The organism is Rhizobium sp. BK313, from assembly GCF_014193655.1.
Taxonomy (GTDB): domain Bacteria; phylum Pseudomonadota; class Alphaproteobacteria; order Rhizobiales; family Rhizobiaceae; genus Rhizobium.
Window position 1 is genome coordinate 533,332 of the sequence record NZ_JACHZQ010000005.1, and the last position, 21,149, is coordinate 554,480.

Below are 21,149 nucleotides of genomic sequence, written 5' to 3' on the forward strand. Positions count from 1 at the left end.
CATCCAAATGCGATCGGGGCCAAAGAGTTCCCCCTTTGGCCCCGATCGTTGAAGCGAAAACAGTGCAGGAAAACGCTACTGTCCGATCGGATAGCCCTCTTCGGGATGGGCGATCGCCCTATCATTTATCGTGACCGAGTATCCCTCTGCATCGGGCACTTTTGAGACGGAAATACGGTATTTTCCGCTCGGCAGATCGAGGTCCGCCGCAAAGCCGTCCCACTTCGACGGCAGCGCCGGCTTGACGTAGAGATGGCCATTCTTCACGCGGATGCCGAGAATTCCCTCGATTGCCACGCGATAGAACCATCCCGCCGAGCCCGTATACCAGGTCCAGCCGCCACGGCCGGTCAATTGGCCCTCGCCATAGACGTCGGCGGCGATGACATAAGGCTCGACACGATAGGTATCGGCTTGATCACGATTGCGTGCGTGGTTCACCGGATTCAGCAGTTCGAAGCAATGCCAGGCATCGTCGCCGCGGTTCATTTCCGCCAGTGCCATGACTACCCAGGTGGCGGCATGAGTATACTGGCCACCGTTTTCGCGCACACCCGGAGGATAGGACTTGATGTAGCCCGGATCACGCGCCGATTTGGCGAAGGGCGGCGTGAACAGCCGGATGATGCGGTTGTCATCGTCGACAAGCTTTTCAAGAACGGCGTTCATCGCCATTTCGCCGCGCTCGCGGTCGCCTTCACCAGAGAGAATATTCCAGGACTGGGCGATCGAATCGATCTGGCATTCGAAATTCTCGTTCGAGCCGAGCGGACTGCCGTCATCGAAGTAGCCGCGGCGGTAATGACCGCCATCCCAGCCCGCCGTTTCCAGCGCCTTGCGCAATTCCGGCAAATGCTTGGTCCAGCGCTCGACGCGCTCCTTGTCGCCCCGCGCTTGCGCATAGGGCAGGAAGGCGGTGAGCGTGCCTGCAAGGAACCAGCCGAGCCAGACGCTTTCGCCGCGGCCTTGAATGCCGACGCGGTTCATGCCGTCATTCCAGTCGCCGCCGAGAATCAGCGGCAGACCGTTGCCGCCCTTGCGCTTGATCGCGAGATCGAGCGCCAAGGCCGCGTGCTCGTAGACACTGACCTTATCCTGCGACACGGACGGCTGGTAGAAGGCGTCGTGCGTGCCTGGCATGAGGGCCGCGCCTTCGACAAAGGCAAGTTCCTCGTCGAGGAGCGACTTATCGCCGGTCACCATGCAATACTGGTTGATGGCATAGGCGAGCCAGACGACATCGTCCGAGATATGCGTGCGCACGCCGGCGCCACTGCCCGGCAGCCACCAATGCTGCACGTCGCCTTCGCGGAACTGACGCTGCGCCGCATTCAGGATCTGCTTGCGGGCAAGTTCCGGCGCGTGCATCAGGAATGCCAGCGTATCCTGCAACTGGTCGCGGAAGCCGAAGGCACCGGAAGCCTGATAGAAGGCAGTGCGCGCCATGATGCGGCAGCCGAGGCTCTGATAGGGCAGCCAGGCATTGATCATGTTGTTCATCGCCTTGTCCGGCGTCGAAATCTGCAGACGGCCGGTGAAGCCATCCCAGAAGCCGCGGCTGGCCGAAAGCACAGCCTCGAAATCGGCCTTGCGGATATCGGCGACCAGTGCACGCGCCTCTTCGACCGAAGCGGTATCGCCCATATAGAGGCAGATATCCTTCTGCTCGCCGGCTCCGACGGTCAGGTCGAAGGCGAGCGCCGCGCAGGGGTCGCCATCGAGGTCGGCGGAGTTGGAGAGGACGGCGCCGGAAACGACGGCCTCCGGCATCTGCACCGTGCCGTAGCGGCCGATGAATTCGCGGCGGCTGGCCGAGAAGCTCGAATGCCCCTCGCTTGCCGCCATGAAGGCGACGCGCTTGGAATAGTCGATGCTGTAGGGATTGTTGGCAAACAGCGCACCCGTTTCTTCGTCCAGCGACGATAGGATGAATGGTCTGGTTTTGTGCGGATTGGTGCCGAGCACCCACTCCGCATAATTGTAGAGCCGCAGCCGGCGGGTGCCGGCGCCCGTGTTGCGGACGCGCAGGCGGAAGAGCTTGACAGGACGTTCGCGGTCGATCGTTTGCGTCAGTTCCAGCGCTATGCCGTTCTGTTCGCTCGAGAACACCGAATAGCCGAGACCGTGGCGGGCCTCATATTGGACCTTCGGGTTGCGCGACAGGCCCGCATAGGGAGTCATCACCGTATTGCTATCGAGATCGGTCACGTAAAGCGCCTCTCCCGGACGGTTGATGACCATATCGTTGGTCCATGGCGTCAACTGATAGTCGCGCGAATTGTGGCTCCAGGTGAAGCCGCCGCCTTCGGCAGGCACATGGAAGCCGAAGCGCTCGTTGGAGATGACGTTGATCCATGGATGCGGGGTCGACTGGCCGCCGGCAAGCCGGACGACATATTCGCGGCCATTGTCGACAAAGCCGCCGTAGCCGTTCCAGAAATCGAGATCGTCCTGCGCTCCCAGCTCTCCGGCTGCAAAGATCGATTCCTGTGGCAGAAGCGGCACGGCAAGGCGATTGGCGGGTGCCCGCCCATCGGACTGTGCGGAACCGAACAGCGTGGCCGCGCGGGCAATTTGATCGACAAGCTTGCCGTTGCGTGCATGGAAGATCACACGCGAGGCCGCGAGAATCTGCTGGTAGGTCTCATTCTCGATCAGATCCTTGCGAACCGAGAAGATATTCGGGCGCAACCCGTCGCCCTGATTGTGACGGACGTGCTCGACGAGCTTGTCCAACTCGCTCTGCATGTCCTGGGCCTGGTCCACGTTGCGTTCGTTGACGATCACCAGATCGGCATTGATGCCGCGCGAACGCATGTATTCCGCAGCGCTCAGTGCTTCCCTGGCGATTTCGAGATCGATATCGTCGTTGATGCGCAGGGTGAAAATCGGGAAATCACCCGAGATCGTCACCGGCCAGAGCGCCGACTGCGAATGCAGGCCGGCCTGAACGGTAGCGCCGTCGGCGCGCAGATGCATGTCCGGATAGACGAGATAGCGGGCAAGCTTCTGGAAGGCTGCCGCCTGCTGCGAGGTGACGCCGACATGACGCATCTGCATTTGGGTGCGCGTCCAGGCCTGCGTGAGCTCGACCGCGAAGGTGTCGGGATTGCGATAGCGGTCGACCGCCTTGTCGACATCCTCGCGGTTCGGTGCAGCGATCGTCCAGAAGATTATGCTGACCTTCTTGCCCGCCGGAACGCGGACGACGCGACGCAGCGACAGGCAGGCATCCATCGTGAAACCGTCCGTGCCAGAAAGCGTCGCGCCCGGATCGAAAGCGGCGGCTTCGGCCAGCGTCCGGCCGCGGCCAAGGAACTTGCGGCGGTCCGTCTCGAATTCTGTCGGGCGCTCAGTGCCGGCATTGTCGACGACCAGGTGGGCGATCGACATGTCAGGCTCGTTGTAGTCGCGCTTGTTGCGCTCGGCACGGATCACATCGCCGCTGCCGCCGATCTCGGTGCGCACGAACATACGCGCAAAGACCGGATGGCCCGAATCGACGTCGTCGCTGGCGATAGCCGGCTCGAGATAGGAGGTCACTTCGATGAAGCGATCCTCCGCACCCATGTTGAGCAGCGTCACGCGCCGGCCTTCGGCATCGTTTTCCGTTGCGACGATGCACTCGACCTCGCTGGTGAGGTCACCCACTGTCTTGCTGTATTCCGCCTTTTCGTCGCTGAAGGTGACCTTGACCTTCTCGCCCTCGATGCTGCGCGGTTCCGAAGTCGTCGACCACCATTGGCCGGACACGGTGTCGCGCAGGAAGATGAAGGTGCCCCAGCGATCTTCCGTCGGATCGGGCCGCCAGCGCGAGACGGACAAGCCGTTCCAGCGCGAATAGCCGGCGCCCGTCGCCGTCAGCATGACGGCGTAATGACCGTTGGAGAGGAAGGCGAGTTCGCGGTCCTGCGTGGCCGGATCGGCAATCTTCCGGATTTCCGGACGCAGCATGTCTTCCTGGATGTTGGCCGGCTGGTCGCTCTCATGCTTGGCGGCCATGACGGGAATATCGCGCGGCGCCTTTTCCTGCAGCAGCAGCTCGGCTGCTTCGATCACCGGATCGGCGTGGAAGAGCTCGCGAAGGCGCCCGTTGAAGGCGACGTTGGCAATGGCGGCAATCGACATGCCGTGATGGTGGGCATAGTAGTTGAACACCACCGCAGACTTCTTGCCTTCGGGAACGCGGGTCGGCGTGAAGTCGACGGCATCGTGGAAGCCATAGGTGCCGAGCGCGCCGACCTTGCGCAGCTTCTGCAGGTTTTCGAGCGCCGCTTCCGGCCGGTATTGGCTGGCGAGAATCGAGGCATAGGGCGCGATAACGGCATTCTGGCCGAGCCCGCGCTTCAGGCCAAGCGAGGGTACGCCGAAATTGGTGTACTGATATTGCATCTGATGGTCGCGGGCGTTGAAGGCCGCTTCCGAAATGCCCCAGGGAATGCCGGCGCCCAGGCGCTTGGCATAGTTCATCTGCTCCTGGACGATCAGGTTGTTGGTCTGGTTGAGGATACCGCCCTGACGCTCCTGCATGACGAGCGGCGGCATCAGATATTCGAACATCGAGCCGGACCAGGAAACCAGCGCGCCCCGCGAACCGATCGGCACGACCTGACGGCCGAGGCGGTACCAATGCTCCGTCGGCAGGTCGCCCTTGGCGATGGCGAAGAGGCTGGTGAGGCGGGCTTCGGACGCCAGCAAGTCGTAGCAGGCGGCATCGAGTTCGTTGGTTTCCACGCGGAAGCCGATGGAGAGCAAGCGCCGTTCCGGACGATAGAGGAAACTGAAATTCATCCCGAAGGCGATCTCGCGCATGCGGTCGCGGAGTTTTGCCAGGCGCTGACGCAGCGCGTCGACATTGGCGAGATCGAAGACGCTGTCGGCGATATGGCCTTCGCAGACCTTCACCAGCGATTCCGACCAGGTGAGCACCTCGCCGCTCTGCGGCGACTTGACCTCGTGGTCGAGGTTGGCAGCGAGCTTTTGAATATCATGCGCCAGGACGGACAGGTTGATGATGCGGATCGAGGCGAACTCATGCTCGCGCTTGACCGCCGCCAGTGCGTTCCGGAAGCCGATGATGCGCTCTTCCAGGCGATGACGCAGCGGACGAACAGTCTTGCGATCATCCGGCAGTTCGGCAAGCATTTCGCCGAGAATGCCGGCGACATCGCCGATGCCGTCGAGATTGCCCTGCATATGCGCGGAAGGCGCTTCCGCCCAGATGCGGCAGGCCGAAGACACCGCAATCAGGTGGCCGGCAAAATTGCCGCTGTCGACCGCCGAGACATAACGCGCGCCCATCGGCTTCAGCGTGTCTGTATGATACCAGTTGCAGAGATGCCCGCGGAACTTCTCGAGCTTCTCGACCGTCGCCATCGTCTTTTCCATGCGATCGATGGTTTCCTCAAAGGAAATCCAGCCGAAATTGCGGGCCGAGATTACCGAGAGCAGATAAACGCCGATATTGGTCGGCGAGGTGCGCGAAGCGACCACCGGATGCGGCGTCTGCTGCACATTGTCCGGCGGCAGATGGTTTTGCTGCTCGACCACGAACGTGTCGAAATAGCGCCAGGTGCGGCGCGCGATCTTGCGCAGCTCGGCCGAAACGCTTTCCGGAACTTCGAGCTTGTCTTCTGTTTCCGCCGTCTGGCTGACATACCAGGCGATTGCCGGCGACAGAATCCACAGCAATGCGAAGGGGATGCCGACGAAGAAGGCATTGTCGCCGGACAGAGATGCGAAAGCCAAAGCCAGCAGCGCCAGTACCGGCGCGTGCCACATGACGCGGTAATGGCCGAGGATCGTCGTCTGCGCCGCAGCCTGGGCGCTGGCGGCTGTGCGCCATTGCAGCATCAGCTTGCGGCTGACGAAGGCGCGGTAGAGCGACCGGCCGATGGCGTCCGCCATGATGCAGGCGCCGTCGGCAATGAAGACGATTCGCAACGCCACTTGCGCATTGGCGGCGCGGATGTCCGACCAAACGGTATAGAGATGGGCGCGGGCGACGATGTCGCTGGTGCGCGGAATGATACCGTTGATCAGCGACAGCGTCGGCGCCACGAACAGGCAGAAGATCAACAGGATCTGCCAGATCAGGGCGGCGAACGGCCCCATGAAATACCAGCCGAGAACGGAGGCGAAGAACCAGGCGATCGGTGTCAACGAGCGACGCAGATTGTCCATCATCTTCCAGCGGCCGAGGCCGGTGACGCCGCGCTTCGGATTGAAGAGATAGGGAAGGAGCTGCCAGTCGCCGCGAGCCCAGCGATGCTGGCGCGAGACTTCCACTTCGTAGCGAATCGGGAAATCCTCCACGAGCTCGCAGTCGGTCACCAACGCGCAGCGCGCCATCGAGCCTTCGAGCAGATCGTGGCTGAGAACCGCATTCTCTTCGATCTTACCCTTCAGCGAGGCCTCGAAAGCATCGACATGATAGAGGCCCTTGCCGGTGAACGTGCCTTCCTCGACCAGGTCTTGATAGACGTCGGAGACGGCGAAGACATAGGGGTCGAGACCGCGATTGACGGAGAAGACGCGCTGGAACACCGAGGCGTCCTTGCCCGTCGTCAGCGACGGGGTGACACGCGGCTGCAGCACGCCATAGCCGCGGACAACACGCTTGCTCTCGGGATCGAACACCGGCCGATTGATCGGATGATGCAGCTTGCCGACGAGCTTCGTGACCGTGTCGCGCACCAGGCGCGTGTCGGAATCGAGCGTCATGACGTATTTCACGTCCTTCGGCACGGTATTGGCACCGGGCAGGAAGGTCGTATCGCGATCACCACGCAACAGCAGATTCAGTTCGTGCAGCTTGCCGCGCTTGCGTTCCCAACCCATCCAGGCGTCTTCGGCCGGATTGTAAAGGCGGCGGCGGTGCAGCAGATAGAAGCGCTGCTTGCCGTCCTCGGCGTAGCGGGCGGAGAGGCTCGCGACTTCGCGGCGGGCGTAATCCAGAATTTCCAGATCGCGTTCGCTCTCTTCTTCCTTGCTGTCCGGCCAGTCGCTGAGCAGCGCGTAATAGACCTCACCAAGCGGATTGGCGAGGTAGTGAACTTCGATATTGCGCACCAGTTCGTCGACGCTGTCGCGATTGGCGATCAGCGTCGGCACGACGACCAGCGTGCGGGCCTCCTCCGGAATGCCTTCCTTGAACTCATAGCCGACGAGACGCGCCGGCATGAGGAACATGGTGACCACGAAGTTGAACAGGCCCGTCGCACCTTCCGACGCCGGCAGCGAGAACATCAGCAGCAGGATGATGGTTTCAGCCCAGCCCATACCGGCCTGGATCATGAAATAACCGACGATCCAAAGAGCGATGACGGTGAGCAACAGAACGGGTGCGGCGATCGCCAGCCAGTTGAACTTGCGCCACTGGCGCACGAAGCGCTGCGACAGCTTCGGCCGAAAGCCGATCGCCTTTTCCAGCTTCTCGATCTGCTGACCGACGATAAATTCGCCGATATTGGCCTCATGCGGCTGCAGCTCGCCCGAAGCCTTGGCCGCCTCTGTCATGGCCATGGCGACCTGGGCGATTTCCATTTCCGTCTTGTCGGAACGACGCGCAAGCTTTTCGATGGCGCGACGATAGCTGTTGCGCGAGCCGGGATCGAGCTTGGCATAGTCGGTCTCGTCCCAGAGCAGCTTGTCGACCGCGCTGACTTCCTCGACCCAGCCCGACCAGTCGGTATCGTCGATCAGACGCAGGCTTTTGATGATGTTGCCCATCGTCACATTGCCGGACGACAGGCGGTTGTGCTCGGCCATCATGACCGTTTCGGCGTCGGTGCCGGCTTCCGCCAGCCGCCTTTCCAGCCAGGTGACGGCAAGGCCCGATGTGTGCGAGCCGTCGCGCAGGCGATAAAGGAACTGCGTGGCGAAGGTATTGTCGGACGTATAGGGTTCGAGCGTCTTCAGGAACTCGGTGACCTTTGCGTCGTCATTGATGCGGATCAGCTCATCGACGGCGGCGTTGGCCTTCTTGCGCGTCAGGCGGCTCTGTTCGACGCGGCTGGAGATGCGGCGCAGATTATCGACGAGAACATAGCGAACCAGCGATGGAACCGCCCAGAGCTCACCGATCTTCAGCATCTCGTACGACTGGAAGCCTTCGACGAGCGCCAGCAGACCCTGGTTGGACACGGTGCTGTGCGTGTGGGCAACATAGAGCCAGGCGAGCGCCAGCGTGCGCGGCATCACCATGCCGTCGACGGTGATCGTCTGCAGTTGATCATAGAACTTCTTCGGAAAATCGCGGCGGACTTCCTGGATTGCCTCTTCGATGATGTAGTGGTTATCGAGCAGCCATTCGGCGGCGGGCGTGATCGATTCGCCGGCATCGACGTCGGCATTGGCCGAACGGTAGACGCGCAGGATCTCCTTCTCGTTCTCCTTATGCCGGGCGAAGAAATCGAAAGGCGCAAAGCCTGGCAGCTTCGTGCTGGCGCCGTTGCGGGCGAAAGCCGCACCGCATTCCCGGATCTGATCGTTGGAGAAATAGGTGGCACGGATCGAATCGTTATGATCGATCTGCTTGGCTTCAGAATCGCGTGGCGGAACAGTGGAGAGGTTTTGAGATGTCATGGATTCGGGTTCTGGGTCCAAACAGAGTGACAGGCATTGTCGCCTTTAACGTCTTTTGCCCTGCCCGGCACAACTATTCATGCATTTGGACCCTTTGCTTCGCTTCCCGGCGTGCGAAGGGGATGAATTCGAAGTGACGGCTTAGAACAAACGTATTCAGGCGAAGATTTTCACGGCCTCTTCGTCAGGATCATGGCAATTTTGCGCCACCATTCGAAACAGGCTTCCGTGAAACTTGAGACGCGGCCAAATGGTTCCGGCAGCGGTCGCACGTGTCAAAGACAATCGATCAAAGTCATGAGGCATTCTCCTTAGGCTGATTTCTCGCGATTGGGAATCCGGCAGGGCGTGGCAGGTTGAGCCCTCCATATCCCGCAGAAGATGAACTTAAACTGAACTCCCTCAAAAGATTCGCAAATTCCTCTCAAGAGCCGTTTTTCTCAGGGTAGGAAATGATCGACAAGAAGCGGATCGGCAGGCTTATGAGCACTTCCGGACCATGCGGCGCATCAGCGTCGAAGAACAGGCTGTCGCCAGGTCGCATCGCATAGAGCTTGTCGGCATGACGGTATTTGACCTCGCCTTCCAGCATATAGATCAGCTCCAACCCCTCGTGTTGAAACGCCGGAAAAACATCGGAATCGGCTGTTAGCGTAATCAGATAGGGCTCGACCTGCAGGCCGGTAGATCCATTGCCGATGTGACCGAGCAGATTGTACTGGTGACCGGCGCGCGTACCCCGCCGCTCCATCTCCAAACCCTCGCCCGCCTTGACGAAGACGGCGTTGCGCTTTTCCTCGAAGCGTCGGAAAAACGACGTCACGGGCACGCCGAGCGCCCGTGCCAAGGCTTGCAATGTGGTGAGAGACGGCGACGTGTTGCCGTTTTCGATCTTTGAGAGCATGCCCAGTGATATGCCGGTGGCAGAGGCAAGATCGGCGCCGGTGATGCCGAGCTTCTTGCGAAAGGCGCGAACCTCGTGGCCAATCGCCAATTCGAGATTATTCTCTTTCACGTCGCGTAGGGCATGCGGATCCTGTTTCAGAACCGCTCTCGCACCGTGAACACCATTCCGTCTGCTGCTGCGCCCAGCCTCCGCCTTGGTCATGCTTCCGCCCCACTCTATTTTATATTTTGGCGGAGCTTACTGTTTTCATGACGCGCATTCTATTGGGCACAAGAAATTTTCTTTGTCCGGCGAAGTTTTGACAGTGCCGGGAAAGAAGAGTTGCCGTAAGGGAAGGCTTCAACTTGGGAAGAAGCGGGCGATGCAACGCCAATCATCACGCTCGCCTGAAGGTCCGCCCGATCAATAGCGTCGCCGTTAGGAAAGGACGGATGACGCTCCGACCGCAATCATCTGGCGCGCCGCGTCGGCATGCATGCACCCATGATCATTGACCAAGGTCGTCTTTGTAGCAGGGTTCAGACAACGACGCCGCAGACGATGGCAGCGACGAAAAGAAATGCGGCGGAAAACAGCGCAACGTGAATCGCAGTCTGAATCTTATGGCGCGTCGTCGCGACACGCTTCGACCCGTCGAACTGATTCACATGCGTATTCGACATACCCAAATTCGCCATGTGTTGCCTCCGTTCGTTTTTTTGTCGATGTCTCGCGGGACGATCCGCCAGACATTCATATAATCCCTATCAATTAGGTAGACATGAAATTTCGTCCAGAGGGCAACGAAGGAAAAAATAAACCACTGGACGACGATCAGGCTCGAAAGATCAGCAAGGCCAAATCAGCAGAGAATGCGGCGAGCCCAGATCAAAGTGCGCTCTACGGCGCTTGCTTCAGGAGCCGGCGTTTCGGTTGGACCGATCTGACGGCGGCTCTTTTCTTCTGGCAGAGCGACGGTCAGCACGTCCTCCTCTTTCGCCGGCTTTGGCGGATGAAGATAACCCATGGTCATGCCACCCATGAAAAACATGCCTGCCTCCACTCGCGCATGACCCGAAATAGGGATCACGAAAGTTAACCGCCATTAACGAGATCATGACAGAAATGCGGCACGAGTCAATAGTCTATACGATTGGTCGTCTTTTAAAGGTGTCTTAACTAAAGGAGCGATGAAGGGCCAATGATTACAATCGCTTAATTGCGAACAAATCCCCTGCTCGCAATCATGAGATTGCGTGTATAGTCTTCCTTGACATCGCCAGTCGCCAATTCTTTTGCGCTCAGCCGCTCGACGATAGCGCCGTTCTGCATCACCACGAGGCGTTCGCACATATGGGTGACGACGCCGAGATCGTGGCTAACCATAACGAATGTCAGATGGCGATCCCTGCGCACCTGCTCCAGCAGGTTGAGCACTTCCGCCTGTACGGAAGCGTCCAGCGCCGAGGTCGGCTCGTCGAGCAACAGGATGGACGGCTCTACGATCAAGGCACGGGCGATCGCCACACGCTGACGCTGGCCGCCGGACAGTTGATGCGGATAGCGGAAACGGAAACCGGAGCCGAGGCCGACTTCGTCAAGCGCCCGGGCGATGCGTGCGTCACTGTCGCCAATACCGTGGATCGCCAGCGGCTCCAGCAGCAGCCGGTCGATGGTCTGACGCGGATGCAGCGAGCCGTAAGGGTCCTGAAACACCATCTGGACCTGGCGATAGAACGCCTTGTTGCGTTTCGAACCCTTCAGCGCCTCGCCGTCGATGCGGATCACACCGCCGCTGACCGGCGCAAGACCCCCGACGGCGCGCAAAAGGGTCGACTTGCCGGAACCGGACTCGCCGACAAGACCGAAGGATTCGCCCCTGTCCACATCGATACTGACCGCATCGAGGGCATAATAACCATCATAGACGACGCTGAGGCCGTCGACTGCAAGTGCCGCCGTCATGCCGCCCACTCCGGCTTGCGGTCGAGGACCGGCAGCGGATGGCGGTCCTCGCCGATCACAGGCATGCAATTCAATAGGCCGCGCGTATAGGGATGTTGCGCATTGTTGAGCTCGGAAGCCTTTATTTCCTCGACGATCTTGCCGGCATACATGACGATGACGCGGTCGCAGAAGGAAGACACCAGCCGCAGATCGTGCGACACGAAAATCAGCCCCATACCGCGTTCCGACACCAGCCTATCCATGATCCGCAACACATCGAGCTGCACGGTGACATCAAGCGCCGAGGTCGGCTCGTCGGCGATCAGCAGCTCCGGCCCCGCAATCAGCATCATCGCGATCATCGCGCGCTGCCCCATGCCGCCCGATACTTCGTGCGGATGCAGGTCGTAGACGCGCTTGGGATCGCGGATCTGCACCGCTTCCAGCATGGCCATGGCGCGGTCACGCGCTTCCGCCTTGCCGACCTTCTCATGCGTGCGCAGCGTCTCGGTGATCTGCCGGCCGATGGTCATCACCGGGTCGAGCGAATATTTCGGATCCTGAAGCACCATGGCGATGCGTTTGCCGCGCAGAGACCGGCGCTCTTTCGCGGAGATCGACAGGAGGTCGATGCCACTGAAATTCAGCCGGTCGGCGGTGACGATTCCATGCGACGGAGTGAGCCCCATGATGGCACGACCAGTCTGCGATTTGCCGGAACCGCTTTCGCCGACGATGCCGAGCCGTTCGCGGCCGAGCGTGAAGGACACGCCGCGCACTGCTTCGATGACGCCGGTGCGGGTAGGATAGCGAACCCTCAGGTTCTCGACCGTCAACAGCGCCGTCATTGGCCGCTCTCCTTCGGATCGAGCGCATCGCGCAGGCCGTCGCCAAGCAGGTTGAAGCCGAGGCTGACGATCAGGATGGCGATGCCGGGCATAGCCGCCACCCACCATTGGTCGAGGTAATATTTGAACCCGGTGGCGATCATCACCCCCCATTCCGGCAGTGGCGGTTGCGCGCCGAGGCCGAGAAAGCCGAGGCCGGCGGCCGTCAGGATGACGCCGGCCATATCGAGCGTGACGCGCACGATCACCGAGGAGATGCAGAGCGGCATGACATGGCGGAAGATGATGCGCAGCGGCGAGGCGCCCATGAGCCGCACGGCGGCAATATAGTCTGAGCGCCGCACCGTCATCGTTTCGGCCCGCGCCAGGCGCGCATAGGGTGGCCAGGAGGTAATGGCTATGGCGATGATGGCGTTTTCGATGCCCGCCCCGAGCGCGCCGGCAAAGGCGAGCGCCAGCACCAGCTTCGGGAAGGCGAGGAAAATGTCGGTGATGCGCATGAGCACGGTGTCGATCCAGCCGCCCATATATCCGGATACCATGCCGATGATCAGCCCGACTGGCGCGGAGATGATCGCAACCAGCACGACGATGTACAAAGTCCATCGCGAACCATAGATCAGGCGGGACAGAATATCGCGGCCGAGATCATCCGTCCCGAGAAGATAGCCCTCGGTGCCCGGCGGTTTCAGATAGGCGTTGGTGAGATCGCCGATGACTGGCGAGTGAGGCGCGATGACATCGGCAAGGGCTGCAACCAGCACCAAGGCGATGATGATCAGCAATCCGGCGACCGCCAGGCGATTGGCGGAGAATTGCCGCCAGGTGACATAGGCGCGCCCGAGTCTTGCTTGCCGCCGTGACTGCGGCCGGTCGGACAGGAGCCAGTCGCGCCAACCGGGTTGGATGGTGTCAACCGTCATTTACGTCGCGTCCTTGGATCGAGGGTCCGATAAAGCAGATCGGAGAACAGGTTGATGCCGATGAAAACCGTGCCGACGACGATCGTGCCCCCAAGTACGGCATTCATGTCGGCATTGCGTAGCGAGCTGGTGATGTAGAAACCGATGCCCGGCCAGGAGAATACGATCTCCGTCAGTACCGAGCCTTCCAGCAGTCCGGCATAGGAAAGCGCGATCACCGTGATCAACGGCACGACGGCGCTGCGTAGCGCATGGCCCCAGATGACCCGCGTCTCCGAAAGTCCCTTGGCGCGGGCAGCGACGATATATTCCTGACCCAGCTCATTCAGCATGAAACTGCGTGTCATGCGGCTGATATAGGCAAGCGAGAAATAACCGAGCAGCGACGCCGGCAGAATGATGTGGCGGAATGCGTCCCAGAATACATCCCATTGCCCCTGCATGGCGCTGTCGATCAGATAGAAGCCGGTGATCGGCGTGAACGTATATTCGAAGGCGATGTCGATGCGGCCGGGATACGCCGCCCAGCCTAGCTTGGCATAGAAGATGACGAGTGACACCATCGCCAGCCAGAAGACCGGCACCGAATAGCCGACGAGGCCGATGACCCGGACGATCTGGTCGATGAAACTGTTGCGGCGTACGGCGGCAAGCACGCCGAAGGGAACGCCGAAAGCCGCGCCGATGATCGTGCCGACGGTTGCCAGCTCCATCGTCGCCGGAAAGACGCGCCTGATGTCGTCCATCACCGGATTGGTCGTCAACACCGACGTACCGAAATCGCCGGTCAATGCGTTCAGCAGATAATAATAGAACTGCAGATAGAGCGGCTGATCGAGATGCATTTCGCGGCGCAGGCGCTCCAGCACCTGCGCAGGCGCATGGTCACCGGCAATCGCCAACGCCGGATCGATCGGGATGACACGCCCGATGAAGAAGGTGACGGCGAGAAGACCGAGATAGGTCGTGACCGCCACGACCAGGAAGCGCAAGACGCCCATCAGAATGTGCGCGGCACGGCCCTTTTTGGGCCGCACCTCCATTTTCCGTTCGACAGTGCTCAAAGAACTAGTCCTATCGGACCATCACTTCGACACCGGCCAGACAAAGTTGGTGTCGAAGCTCGGGCCGAGCTTGAAGTCCTTCACATCCTTGCGATAGCCGGCAACTTCCGTCTGCTGGAACAGAAAGACGAAGGGGCTGGCATCCAGGTACTTCTTCTGGATCTCCTGATACATGGCACCGCGCTTGGCGGTATCGACCTCGAACAGGGCGGCCTTGGTTTCCTTGTCCAGTTCGGGCGTCGTCCAGGTATTGCGCCAGGCAAGCGTCTTGTTGGTGCCCGCGTCGGAGTTGTCGGGATTGTTCGTGAACGTATCCGCGTTGGAATGGGGGTCCCAATAGTCGTTGCCCCAGTTGCCGAAATAGATATCGTGGTTACGGGCGCGATACTTGGTCAGCTTCTGCTTGCCGTCGCCGGGAATGATCTCAACCTTGATCCCAGCTTGGCCCAGCGTCTGCTGAATCGAGGTGGCCACACCGGTATCCGGCTCGATGCTGCGCACGTCCATCGTCACGGAGAAGCCGTTCGGCAAGCCGGCTTTGGCCAGCAGTTCCTTTGCCTTGGCGACATCGAGCTTGAATGGATTTTCATCCAAAGAGCCAAGCATGCCCTTCGGCTCGAAGGTCTGGTGGATTTCGCCGATGCCCTTGATCAGCGTCTTGCCGATGGCGTCGTAGTCGACCAGGTATTTGAACGCCTGCTGCACTTCCGGCTTGGCAAGATTCGCATTTTTCTGGTTGAGGCTGACATAGTAGATCGTGCCCTTCGGCGCATTGGTCGAGGCAAGCTGCGCATTCTTCTCGATAGCGGCCAGATCGGTCGGCGACAGGTTGCGGGCAACGTCGATGTCGCCATTCTCCAGCGCCAGGCGCTGTGCCGAGCTTTCCTTCATGAAGCGGTAGATGACACGGGCAAGCTTCGGCTTGTCGCCGTAGTAATTGTCGTTGCGCTCCAATACGACGGCTTCGTTGGCGCGCCATTCGCGCAGCTTGAACGGACCGGAGCCGGCATAGCCGGTCTTCAGCCAGGCGTTGCCGAAGTCGTTGTCGTATTTGTTGTCGGCCGACGGCGTCACCGGCTTGACGTGCTGCAGAACCAGCTTCTTGTCGACCACTTCCGCAACGGTCGCCGTCAGGCAGTTCAGCACGAAGCTCGGTGCATAGGGCTTGTCGACGGTGAAGGTGAACGTGCTGGGATCGGTGGCCTTGGCCTTTTCCGTGACATTGTCGCCGGTCAGGCCGAATTGGGTGAGGATGAAGGCCGGACTCTTGTCGAGCTTGACAACGCGCTCGAAGGACCAGGCGACATCATCGGCGGTAATCGGATTGCCCGAGGCAAATTTCAGGCCGGGCTTCAGCTTAAACGTATAAGTCAGGTGATCGTCGGAGACCGACCAGCTCTCGGCAAGATCGCCTTGGATCTTGGAGGTGTCGTTGATATCGAGGCGAACGAGCAGGCTGTAGCTGTTGCCAGTGACTTCGGCAGCGGAGAGTTCGTAAGCTTCCGCCGGATCCATGCTGAGGATGTCGTCGAAGGCGAACCCTTCGACCAGCGTATCCTTCGGCGTTGCCGCAAAGGCGCTCGGTACAGCCATCGTCAAAAGCGTGAGAGCCGCACCGGCCGAAAGAGCACGGAAGCTGCGGTTCATCTTGGTCATCATCATGTTTTTGTTCCCTTATTTTAGCTATTATCTATATGAACTATGCACGCGGCCCGCTGCTCTCTCCCCAAGCAGACGCCAGAATACGAAGCCAGTTCTCCCTGCATAGCTTCACAAGATCTGCGTCAGCATAGCCAACGTTCCTGAGCGCAGCAATCAGCTTTTGGTTGCCCGCAGCATCGCTGATTTCTTCTGGAATCGTCGCCCCGTCGAAGTCCGATCCGAGGCCGACGCAATCGATACCGACACGTTTCACGAGGTGGTCGACATGGCGGACCATGGCCTCGATCGGCGTGTTCGCATCCGAACGGCCGTCGTCGCGTAGCATCGCCGTCGCATAGTTCAGGCCGACGATGCCATGGCTCTCCTTGATGGCGTCGAGCTGCTTGTCGGTCAGATTGCGGGCGACGGGGGTCAGCGCATGCGCGTTGGAATGGCTGGCAACCAGCGGCTGATCCGATGTCTTCGCCACATCCCAGAAGCCCTTCTCGGTGATATGGGCGAGGTCGATGACGATGCCGAGGCGGTTGCATTCGCGCACCAGCGCGAATCCGGCATCCGTCAGGCCCGGCCCGGTATCCGGCGAACTGGGATAGGCGAAGGGTACCCCATGAGCAAAGACGTTGTTGCGGCTCCAGACGGGGCCGAGCGAGCGCAGGCCGGCCGCATAGAAGGTTTCGAGCGCGACGAGATCGGCGCCGATGGCCTCGCAGCCTTCCATATGCATCACCGCGGCGAAGATGCCCTTTTCCATGCAGTCGCGAATTTCTGCGGTCGAGCGGCAGAGCTTCCAGGCACCGGCGCGATCAAGCTTGAGGGCGATCGCAGCCATTTCGAGCGCGATATCGAGCGACGGCGCACGCTCCAGCGGCGGCGAGAGCGGCGTTGCATAGTGGCCATTGCGGTCGGGATCGGCGAAGACAAGATTGCCGGAGGGGATATAGATGGCGCAGAGACCGCCGGCCAGACCGCCGGCCTTGGCGCGCGGCGCATCGATATGGCCGGTCGATATACCATCCCTGAATTCAGCGACCGGATCCGTTCCTTCGCGGGCATGATTCCAGAGTCTCAGCAGAACATCGTTATGGCCATCGAATACGAATTGCATTGTCTATCCTGGATAAAGCGCTCGGATGAGCAACGTGAAAGCGGCCAGAATAGAAAAGATGACGGGATTCGCCATCCCTAAATGAAAAAAATCTGCATTAGCATGGAATGCCGCATACGGAAAAGGCGGGGGCAAATCCCCCCGCCTCGAGATAGCCGACAAAGCATCAGCCGTTTCAGCGTTTGGCCCGCTTCTTCTGGCGGTAGACGTCGATTGCCACAGCGGCGATGATAATGATGCCCTTGGCGATCTCCTGGTAGTAGGCGTCGACGTTGAGGAAAGTGAAGCCCGAAATCATCACGCCGAGAATGACCGTGCCGATGACCGTGCCGGCGACGCGCCCGACGCCGCCGGTGAGCGAGGTGCCGCCGATGACCGCGGCTGCGATCGCGTCCAACTCATATGTCACGCCCATGCCCGCTTGCGCCGTCTGGACGCGGGCCGCTGTGATGATGCCTGCAAGACCCGCGAGCAGACCGGCGATTGCATAGACCTTGACCAGATGCGCCTCGACATTGATGCCGGAGACGCGCGCGGCCTGAATGTTGGCGCCGATCGCATAGGTGAACTTGCCGTAGCGCGTGTAGCGCAGCACGATATGGAAGGTGAACGCAACGACCAGGAAGACGACGACGGGCCAGATGCCGGTGCCGATGAAATTGAACTGATCGGTGAGGCCGGAGACGGGCTGGCCTTTCGTGTACAATTTCGACAGACCGCGTGCCGAGACCATCATGCCGAGCGTCGCGATGAATGGCGGAATCTTGGTTTTCGTGATGAGCTGGCCGTTGACATAACCGGCGGCAAGACCAATCAGCAGACCGACGCCGATCGGAACGAAAAACGGCAAATCGGTCAGCGCGGGATAAAGCGCCCGCGACCAGGCCGAGGACTGTGCAAAGCTCGCCGCCACCATGGCGGTCAGGCCGACGACGGAGCCGGATGAGAGATCGATGCCACCGGTGATGATGACCTGCGTCACCCCGACCGCGATGATGCCGATGACGGAGACCTGCAGGATCATGATCTTCAGGCGCTGCACGTTGAGCAGAAAGCTCTGGCCAACGAAAATCCAGCCGAGGACTTCACAGACGAGCGCAATGCCGATCAATACGAGGAAGATGCCGAGCTCTGGCGGTACGCGCCGCCGCCTGGGACGCGTCACTGACGGTGCGGTCGCCTCCGCAACTTTGCTAACCATGGTTCAATCCTCCTTTGCGACGGCCGGCCCAGTCATTGCGCCGCCAGCTCCATCACCTTGACTTGAGTTGCATCCGCACGATCGAGGAAGCCGGTCACCCGTCCCTCATGCATCACCATGATGCGGTCGCTCATCCCCAGCACTTCGGGCATCTCCGAGGAGATCATGATGACAGCGACGCCGTTGCGCACCATGTCCGTGACCAGCCGATGGATTTCCGCCTTGGCGCCGACATCGATGCCGCGGGTCGGCTCGTCCAGGATCAGAATACGCGGCTTGGTGAGCAGCCAACGGCCGATCAGCACTTTCTGCTGATTGCCGCCGGATAGGTTTTCGACACGTTCATCGAGGTTCGGCGTCTTGATGCGCAGCTTATGCGCCATGTCGTCGCAAGTCTCCTCGACCGAACTCTCCTGCACGAAGCCGGCCCGCACGAACTTGTCGTGCAATACGGCGACCTGCATGTTCTCGAGCACGCTGAGGATCAGCAGACAGCCGGTCTCCTTCCGATCCTCAGTCAGAAAAGCCATGCCGTGCCGGATTGCCACCGCCGGCGAGGATATATCGACCTTTTTGCCGAAAAGCTCGATCGTGCCGGACGAGGCCGGTGTGACGCCAAACAGCGTCTCGGCGACATTCGAGCGGCCTGAGCCGACCAGGCCCGCAACGCCGAGGATTTCGCCGGCCCTCACCTCGAAGGAGACATCGGAGAAGACGCCGTTCAAGTTGAGGTCCTTGACGGAAAGAACCGTCTCGCCGATCGGCACCTCTTCCTTCGGGAACATCTGGGTGATCTCGCGACCGACCATCATGCGGATGATGTCGTCGCGCGTGACGTCGGTGGAGGTGTGTGTGCCGATATATTTGCCGTCGCGGAACACCGAGAATTCATCGGCGATCTCGAAAAGCTCGTTCATCTTGTGGGTGATGTAGACGATGCCGATGCCCTGCTCACGCAGGCCGCGGATGATCTCGAAGAGATGCGTCACCTCGCGCTCGGTCAACGCCGAAGTCGGCTCATCCATGATCAGCACGTCGGAATCATAGGATACCGCCTTGGCGATCTCGACCATCTGGCGGTTGGCGACCGAAAGCTCGCGCACCTGGATTTCCGGATCGATGGTGATATTCAGCCGGCTGAAGAGTTCCTCTGTCTTTCGGCTCATCTCCGAATGATCGACGAAGCCCAGACGGTTCTTCGGCTCGCGACGGATCCAGATATTCTCCGCGACGGTCATGAACGGCATCAGGTTGAGCTCCTGATGGATCATCGCGATGCCGTTCTCCAGCGCATCCAGCGGTGATTTCAGGCGGATCTCGACGCCTCTCAGACGCACTTCGCCCTGATCCGGCGTGTAGATGCCGGCCAGAATTTTCATTAGCGTCGACTTGCCGGCGCCGTTTTCACCCATGAGCGCATGCACGGTGCCGCGCTTCAAACGGAAGGAAACATCATCGAGGGCAAGCACGCCCGGAAATTCCTTGCGGATGCCTTCGGCACTCAGCAGATAGACGGCATTGGGGACCGCGCCGCTGGCGCGCACCGCAGCCATGGTGGATGGGCTCACAACCATCTTTTCCCTCCCGGGAGCTGTCGGAATTTAGGGGATGCGGGCTCTGGCGCCCGCATCCATCGGTAACAGCCGTCAGTTCTTCTTGACGAAGTCCTTGACGTTTTCCGGCGTCACGAGCTGGAAGGGGATATAGACCTTCTTTTCCACCTTCTCGCCCTTGGCGAGCTTCAGCGCGGCATCCACCGCACCCTTGCCCTGGCCGGCAGCGTCCTGGAAAACCGTGACATCGAGGTCGCCGGCCTGCATCGCTGCCAGCGCATCTTGCGTCGCGTCGACACCGCCAATGACGATACTATCCATCGATTTGCCGGCCGCCTTCAGTGCCTGGATCGCGCCGATGGCCATTTCGTCATTGTTGGAAATGACAGCATCGAAATCGAGACCGCTCGAGAGCCAGTTGGTCATCAAGTCGGAGCCCTGGGTGCGCTGCCAGTTACCGGTCTGTTCCTGGACGATCTGGATGCCCTTGCATTCGTCGGTGGCGAGAACGTCATGTACGTCCTTGGTGCGCATGCGGGCCGCCTGGTTCGACAGCTCGCCCATCATGACGACCGCCTTGCCCTTACCCTTCAGCAGACGGCAAACCTCCTTGGTTTCCAGGGTACCGGATTCCTGTTCGTTGGAGGCGACGAAGGCTTGCTTGTCCGGCAGGCTATCGACGTTTGCCGGCTCGCGATTGACGTAGACCAGCGGAATTTTCGCGTCCGCCGCCAGCTTCGACATGGCGGCCGTGGCATCCGTATCGACCGGATTGACGATAATGGCATCGACGCCGCTGGCGATGAAGTTCTGGATTTGGCTCTGCTGCTTGGCGACGTCGTTCTGGGCATCCTCGACTTGCAGCGTCACGCCCTTCATCGTCTTGGCATAGTCCTGCATGCCGTTGCGCAGAACGGTCAGAAAGTTATCGTCGAACAGCGCCATCGAAACGCCGATGGTCTCGGCATGGGCGGCAGTCGACAGCATAAGCGCCATCGCGGAGCCCAGAATGAACTTTTTCATGATTTTTCCTCCCAGCTATGGTGTCCGGCTACACCCCTCCTAACGCCGGAGCCCCCGGTCTCCACCGCAGGGCCAACAATCAGGGCCGCCGTCACTCCTATAACGGTAACCCCAAAAACGGAACAAACAGACCGTAAAATTTCATATGCGGAATATTTATTCCATTTTTCGGTGGGAACGTCAACACTATTTTGTCGCCGCACGGCCGGAACTGGCGATCAACGAACGACAGAAGAAGTTTCAGCGGAGAAAGGCTGTAAAAGGTGGCGAGCCGGCCTACATGTGGGCTGCTCGATCCGATGGAACGGACATTCCATCGACATTTGAATAACGTACAACGCCATCGATATC

General features: G+C 60.1%; 13 protein-coding genes. All 13 read right to left on the bottom strand.

Annotation, left to right across the window (positions count from 1 at the left end):
- Positions 1–75 precede the first annotated feature (75 nt).
- The 13 genes from FHT86_RS25945 to FHT86_RS26005 all read right to left on the bottom strand — a co-directional run bounded on the left by FHT86_RS25945 (position 76) and on the right by FHT86_RS26005 (position 20,798).
- A complete protein-coding gene (locus FHT86_RS25945; protein WP_133708795.1) occupies positions 76–8,586 on the bottom strand; it encodes a GH36-type glycosyl hydrolase domain-containing protein in 8,511 nt (2,836 codons plus the stop codon).
- A gap of 424 nt (positions 8,587–9,010) precedes the next feature.
- Positions 9,011–9,694 carry an XRE family transcriptional regulator gene (locus FHT86_RS25950; RefSeq protein WP_133708794.1) on the bottom strand — a complete coding sequence of 228 codons (684 nt, stop codon included), beginning with the start codon at positions 9,692–9,694 and terminating at the stop codon, positions 9,011–9,013.
- 317 nt (positions 9,695–10,011) lie between these two features.
- On the bottom strand, positions 10,012–10,170 hold the full coding sequence (locus FHT86_RS25955) for a hypothetical protein (protein WP_166656866.1): 159 nt from the start codon (positions 10,168–10,170) through the stop codon (positions 10,012–10,014).
- Between the two features lie 164 nt (positions 10,171–10,334).
- A complete protein-coding gene (locus tag FHT86_RS25960; RefSeq protein ID WP_133708793.1) occupies positions 10,335–10,523 on the bottom strand; it encodes a hypothetical protein in 189 nt (62 codons plus the stop codon).
- Positions 10,524–10,687: 164 nt separating this feature from the next.
- Entirely contained in the window at positions 10,688–11,437 is a 750-nt protein-coding gene (locus FHT86_RS25965; RefSeq protein ID WP_133708792.1) for an ABC transporter ATP-binding protein, read from the bottom strand.
- Positions 11,434–12,267 (bottom strand): ABC transporter ATP-binding protein, encoded by an 834-nt coding sequence (locus FHT86_RS25970; protein WP_133708791.1) that lies wholly within the window; start codon positions 12,265–12,267, stop codon positions 11,434–11,436. The genes FHT86_RS25965 and FHT86_RS25970 overlap by 4 nt, the downstream gene beginning before the upstream one ends.
- Positions 12,264–13,190, bottom strand: a complete 927-nt coding sequence (locus tag FHT86_RS25975) for an ABC transporter permease (RefSeq protein WP_133708790.1) — start codon at positions 13,188–13,190, stop codon at positions 12,264–12,266. Before FHT86_RS25975 ends, FHT86_RS25970 begins: the two co-directional genes overlap by 4 nt.
- Complete coding sequence (locus FHT86_RS25980) at positions 13,187–14,254, bottom strand: ABC transporter permease (RefSeq protein WP_133708789.1); 1,068 nt, start codon at positions 14,252–14,254, stop codon at positions 13,187–13,189. Before FHT86_RS25980 ends, FHT86_RS25975 begins: the two co-directional genes overlap by 4 nt.
- A gap of 21 nt (positions 14,255–14,275) precedes the next feature.
- Positions 14,276–15,916: an ABC transporter substrate-binding protein gene (locus tag FHT86_RS25985; RefSeq protein ID WP_133708788.1), complete on the bottom strand. Its 1,641-nt coding sequence runs from the start codon at positions 15,914–15,916 to the stop codon at positions 14,276–14,278.
- A 37-nt stretch (positions 15,917–15,953) separates the two neighbouring features.
- Positions 15,954–17,021: a dipeptidase gene (locus tag FHT86_RS25990; protein WP_133708787.1), complete on the bottom strand. Its 1,068-nt coding sequence runs from the start codon at positions 17,019–17,021 to the stop codon at positions 15,954–15,956.
- A 175-nt stretch (positions 17,022–17,196) separates the two neighbouring features.
- Positions 17,197–18,222 carry an ABC transporter permease gene (locus FHT86_RS25995; protein ID WP_133708786.1) on the bottom strand — a complete coding sequence of 342 codons (1,026 nt, stop codon included), beginning with the start codon at positions 18,220–18,222 and terminating at the stop codon, positions 17,197–17,199.
- A gap of 32 nt (positions 18,223–18,254) precedes the next feature.
- Positions 18,255–19,796 (bottom strand): sugar ABC transporter ATP-binding protein, encoded by a 1,542-nt coding sequence (locus FHT86_RS26000; RefSeq protein WP_133708785.1) that lies wholly within the window; start codon positions 19,794–19,796, stop codon positions 18,255–18,257.
- Between the two features lie 72 nt (positions 19,797–19,868).
- Complete coding sequence (locus FHT86_RS26005; protein ID WP_133708784.1) at positions 19,869–20,798, bottom strand: sugar ABC transporter substrate-binding protein; 930 nt, start codon at positions 20,796–20,798, stop codon at positions 19,869–19,871.
- Positions 20,799–21,149: the final 351 nt, after the last annotated feature.

Bases quoted from the DNA above. Each gene is read 5' to 3' on its own strand.
- FHT86_RS25945 (WP_133708795.1), bottom strand. From the start codon at position 8,586: ATGACATCTCAAAACCTCTCCACTGTTCCGCCACGCGATTCTGAAGCC.
- FHT86_RS25950 (WP_133708794.1), bottom strand. From the start codon at position 9,694: ATGACCAAGGCGGAGGCTGGGCGCAGCAGCAGACGGAATGGTGTTCAC.
- FHT86_RS25955 (WP_166656866.1), bottom strand. From the start codon at position 10,170: ATGGCGAATTTGGGTATGTCGAATACGCATGTGAATCAGTTCGACGGG.
- FHT86_RS25960 (WP_133708793.1), bottom strand. From the start codon at position 10,523: ATGTTTTTCATGGGTGGCATGACCATGGGTTATCTTCATCCGCCAAAG.
- FHT86_RS25965 (WP_133708792.1), bottom strand. From the start codon at position 11,437: ATGACGGCGGCACTTGCAGTCGACGGCCTCAGCGTCGTCTATGATGGT.
- FHT86_RS25970 (WP_133708791.1), bottom strand. From the start codon at position 12,267: ATGACGGCGCTGTTGACGGTCGAGAACCTGAGGGTTCGCTATCCTACC.
- FHT86_RS25975 (WP_133708790.1), bottom strand. From the start codon at position 13,190: ATGACGGTTGACACCATCCAACCCGGTTGGCGCGACTGGCTCCTGTCC.
- FHT86_RS25985 (WP_133708788.1), bottom strand. From the start codon at position 15,916: ATGATGATGACCAAGATGAACCGCAGCTTCCGTGCTCTTTCGGCCGGT.
- FHT86_RS25990 (WP_133708787.1), bottom strand. From the start codon at position 17,021: ATGCAATTCGTATTCGATGGCCATAACGATGTTCTGCTGAGACTCTGG.
- FHT86_RS25995 (WP_133708786.1), bottom strand. From the start codon at position 18,222: ATGGTTAGCAAAGTTGCGGAGGCGACCGCACCGTCAGTGACGCGTCCC.
- FHT86_RS26000 (WP_133708785.1), bottom strand. From the start codon at position 19,796: ATGGTTGTGAGCCCATCCACCATGGCTGCGGTGCGCGCCAGCGGCGCG.
- FHT86_RS26005 (WP_133708784.1), bottom strand. From the start codon at position 20,798: ATGAAAAAGTTCATTCTGGGCTCCGCGATGGCGCTTATGCTGTCGACT.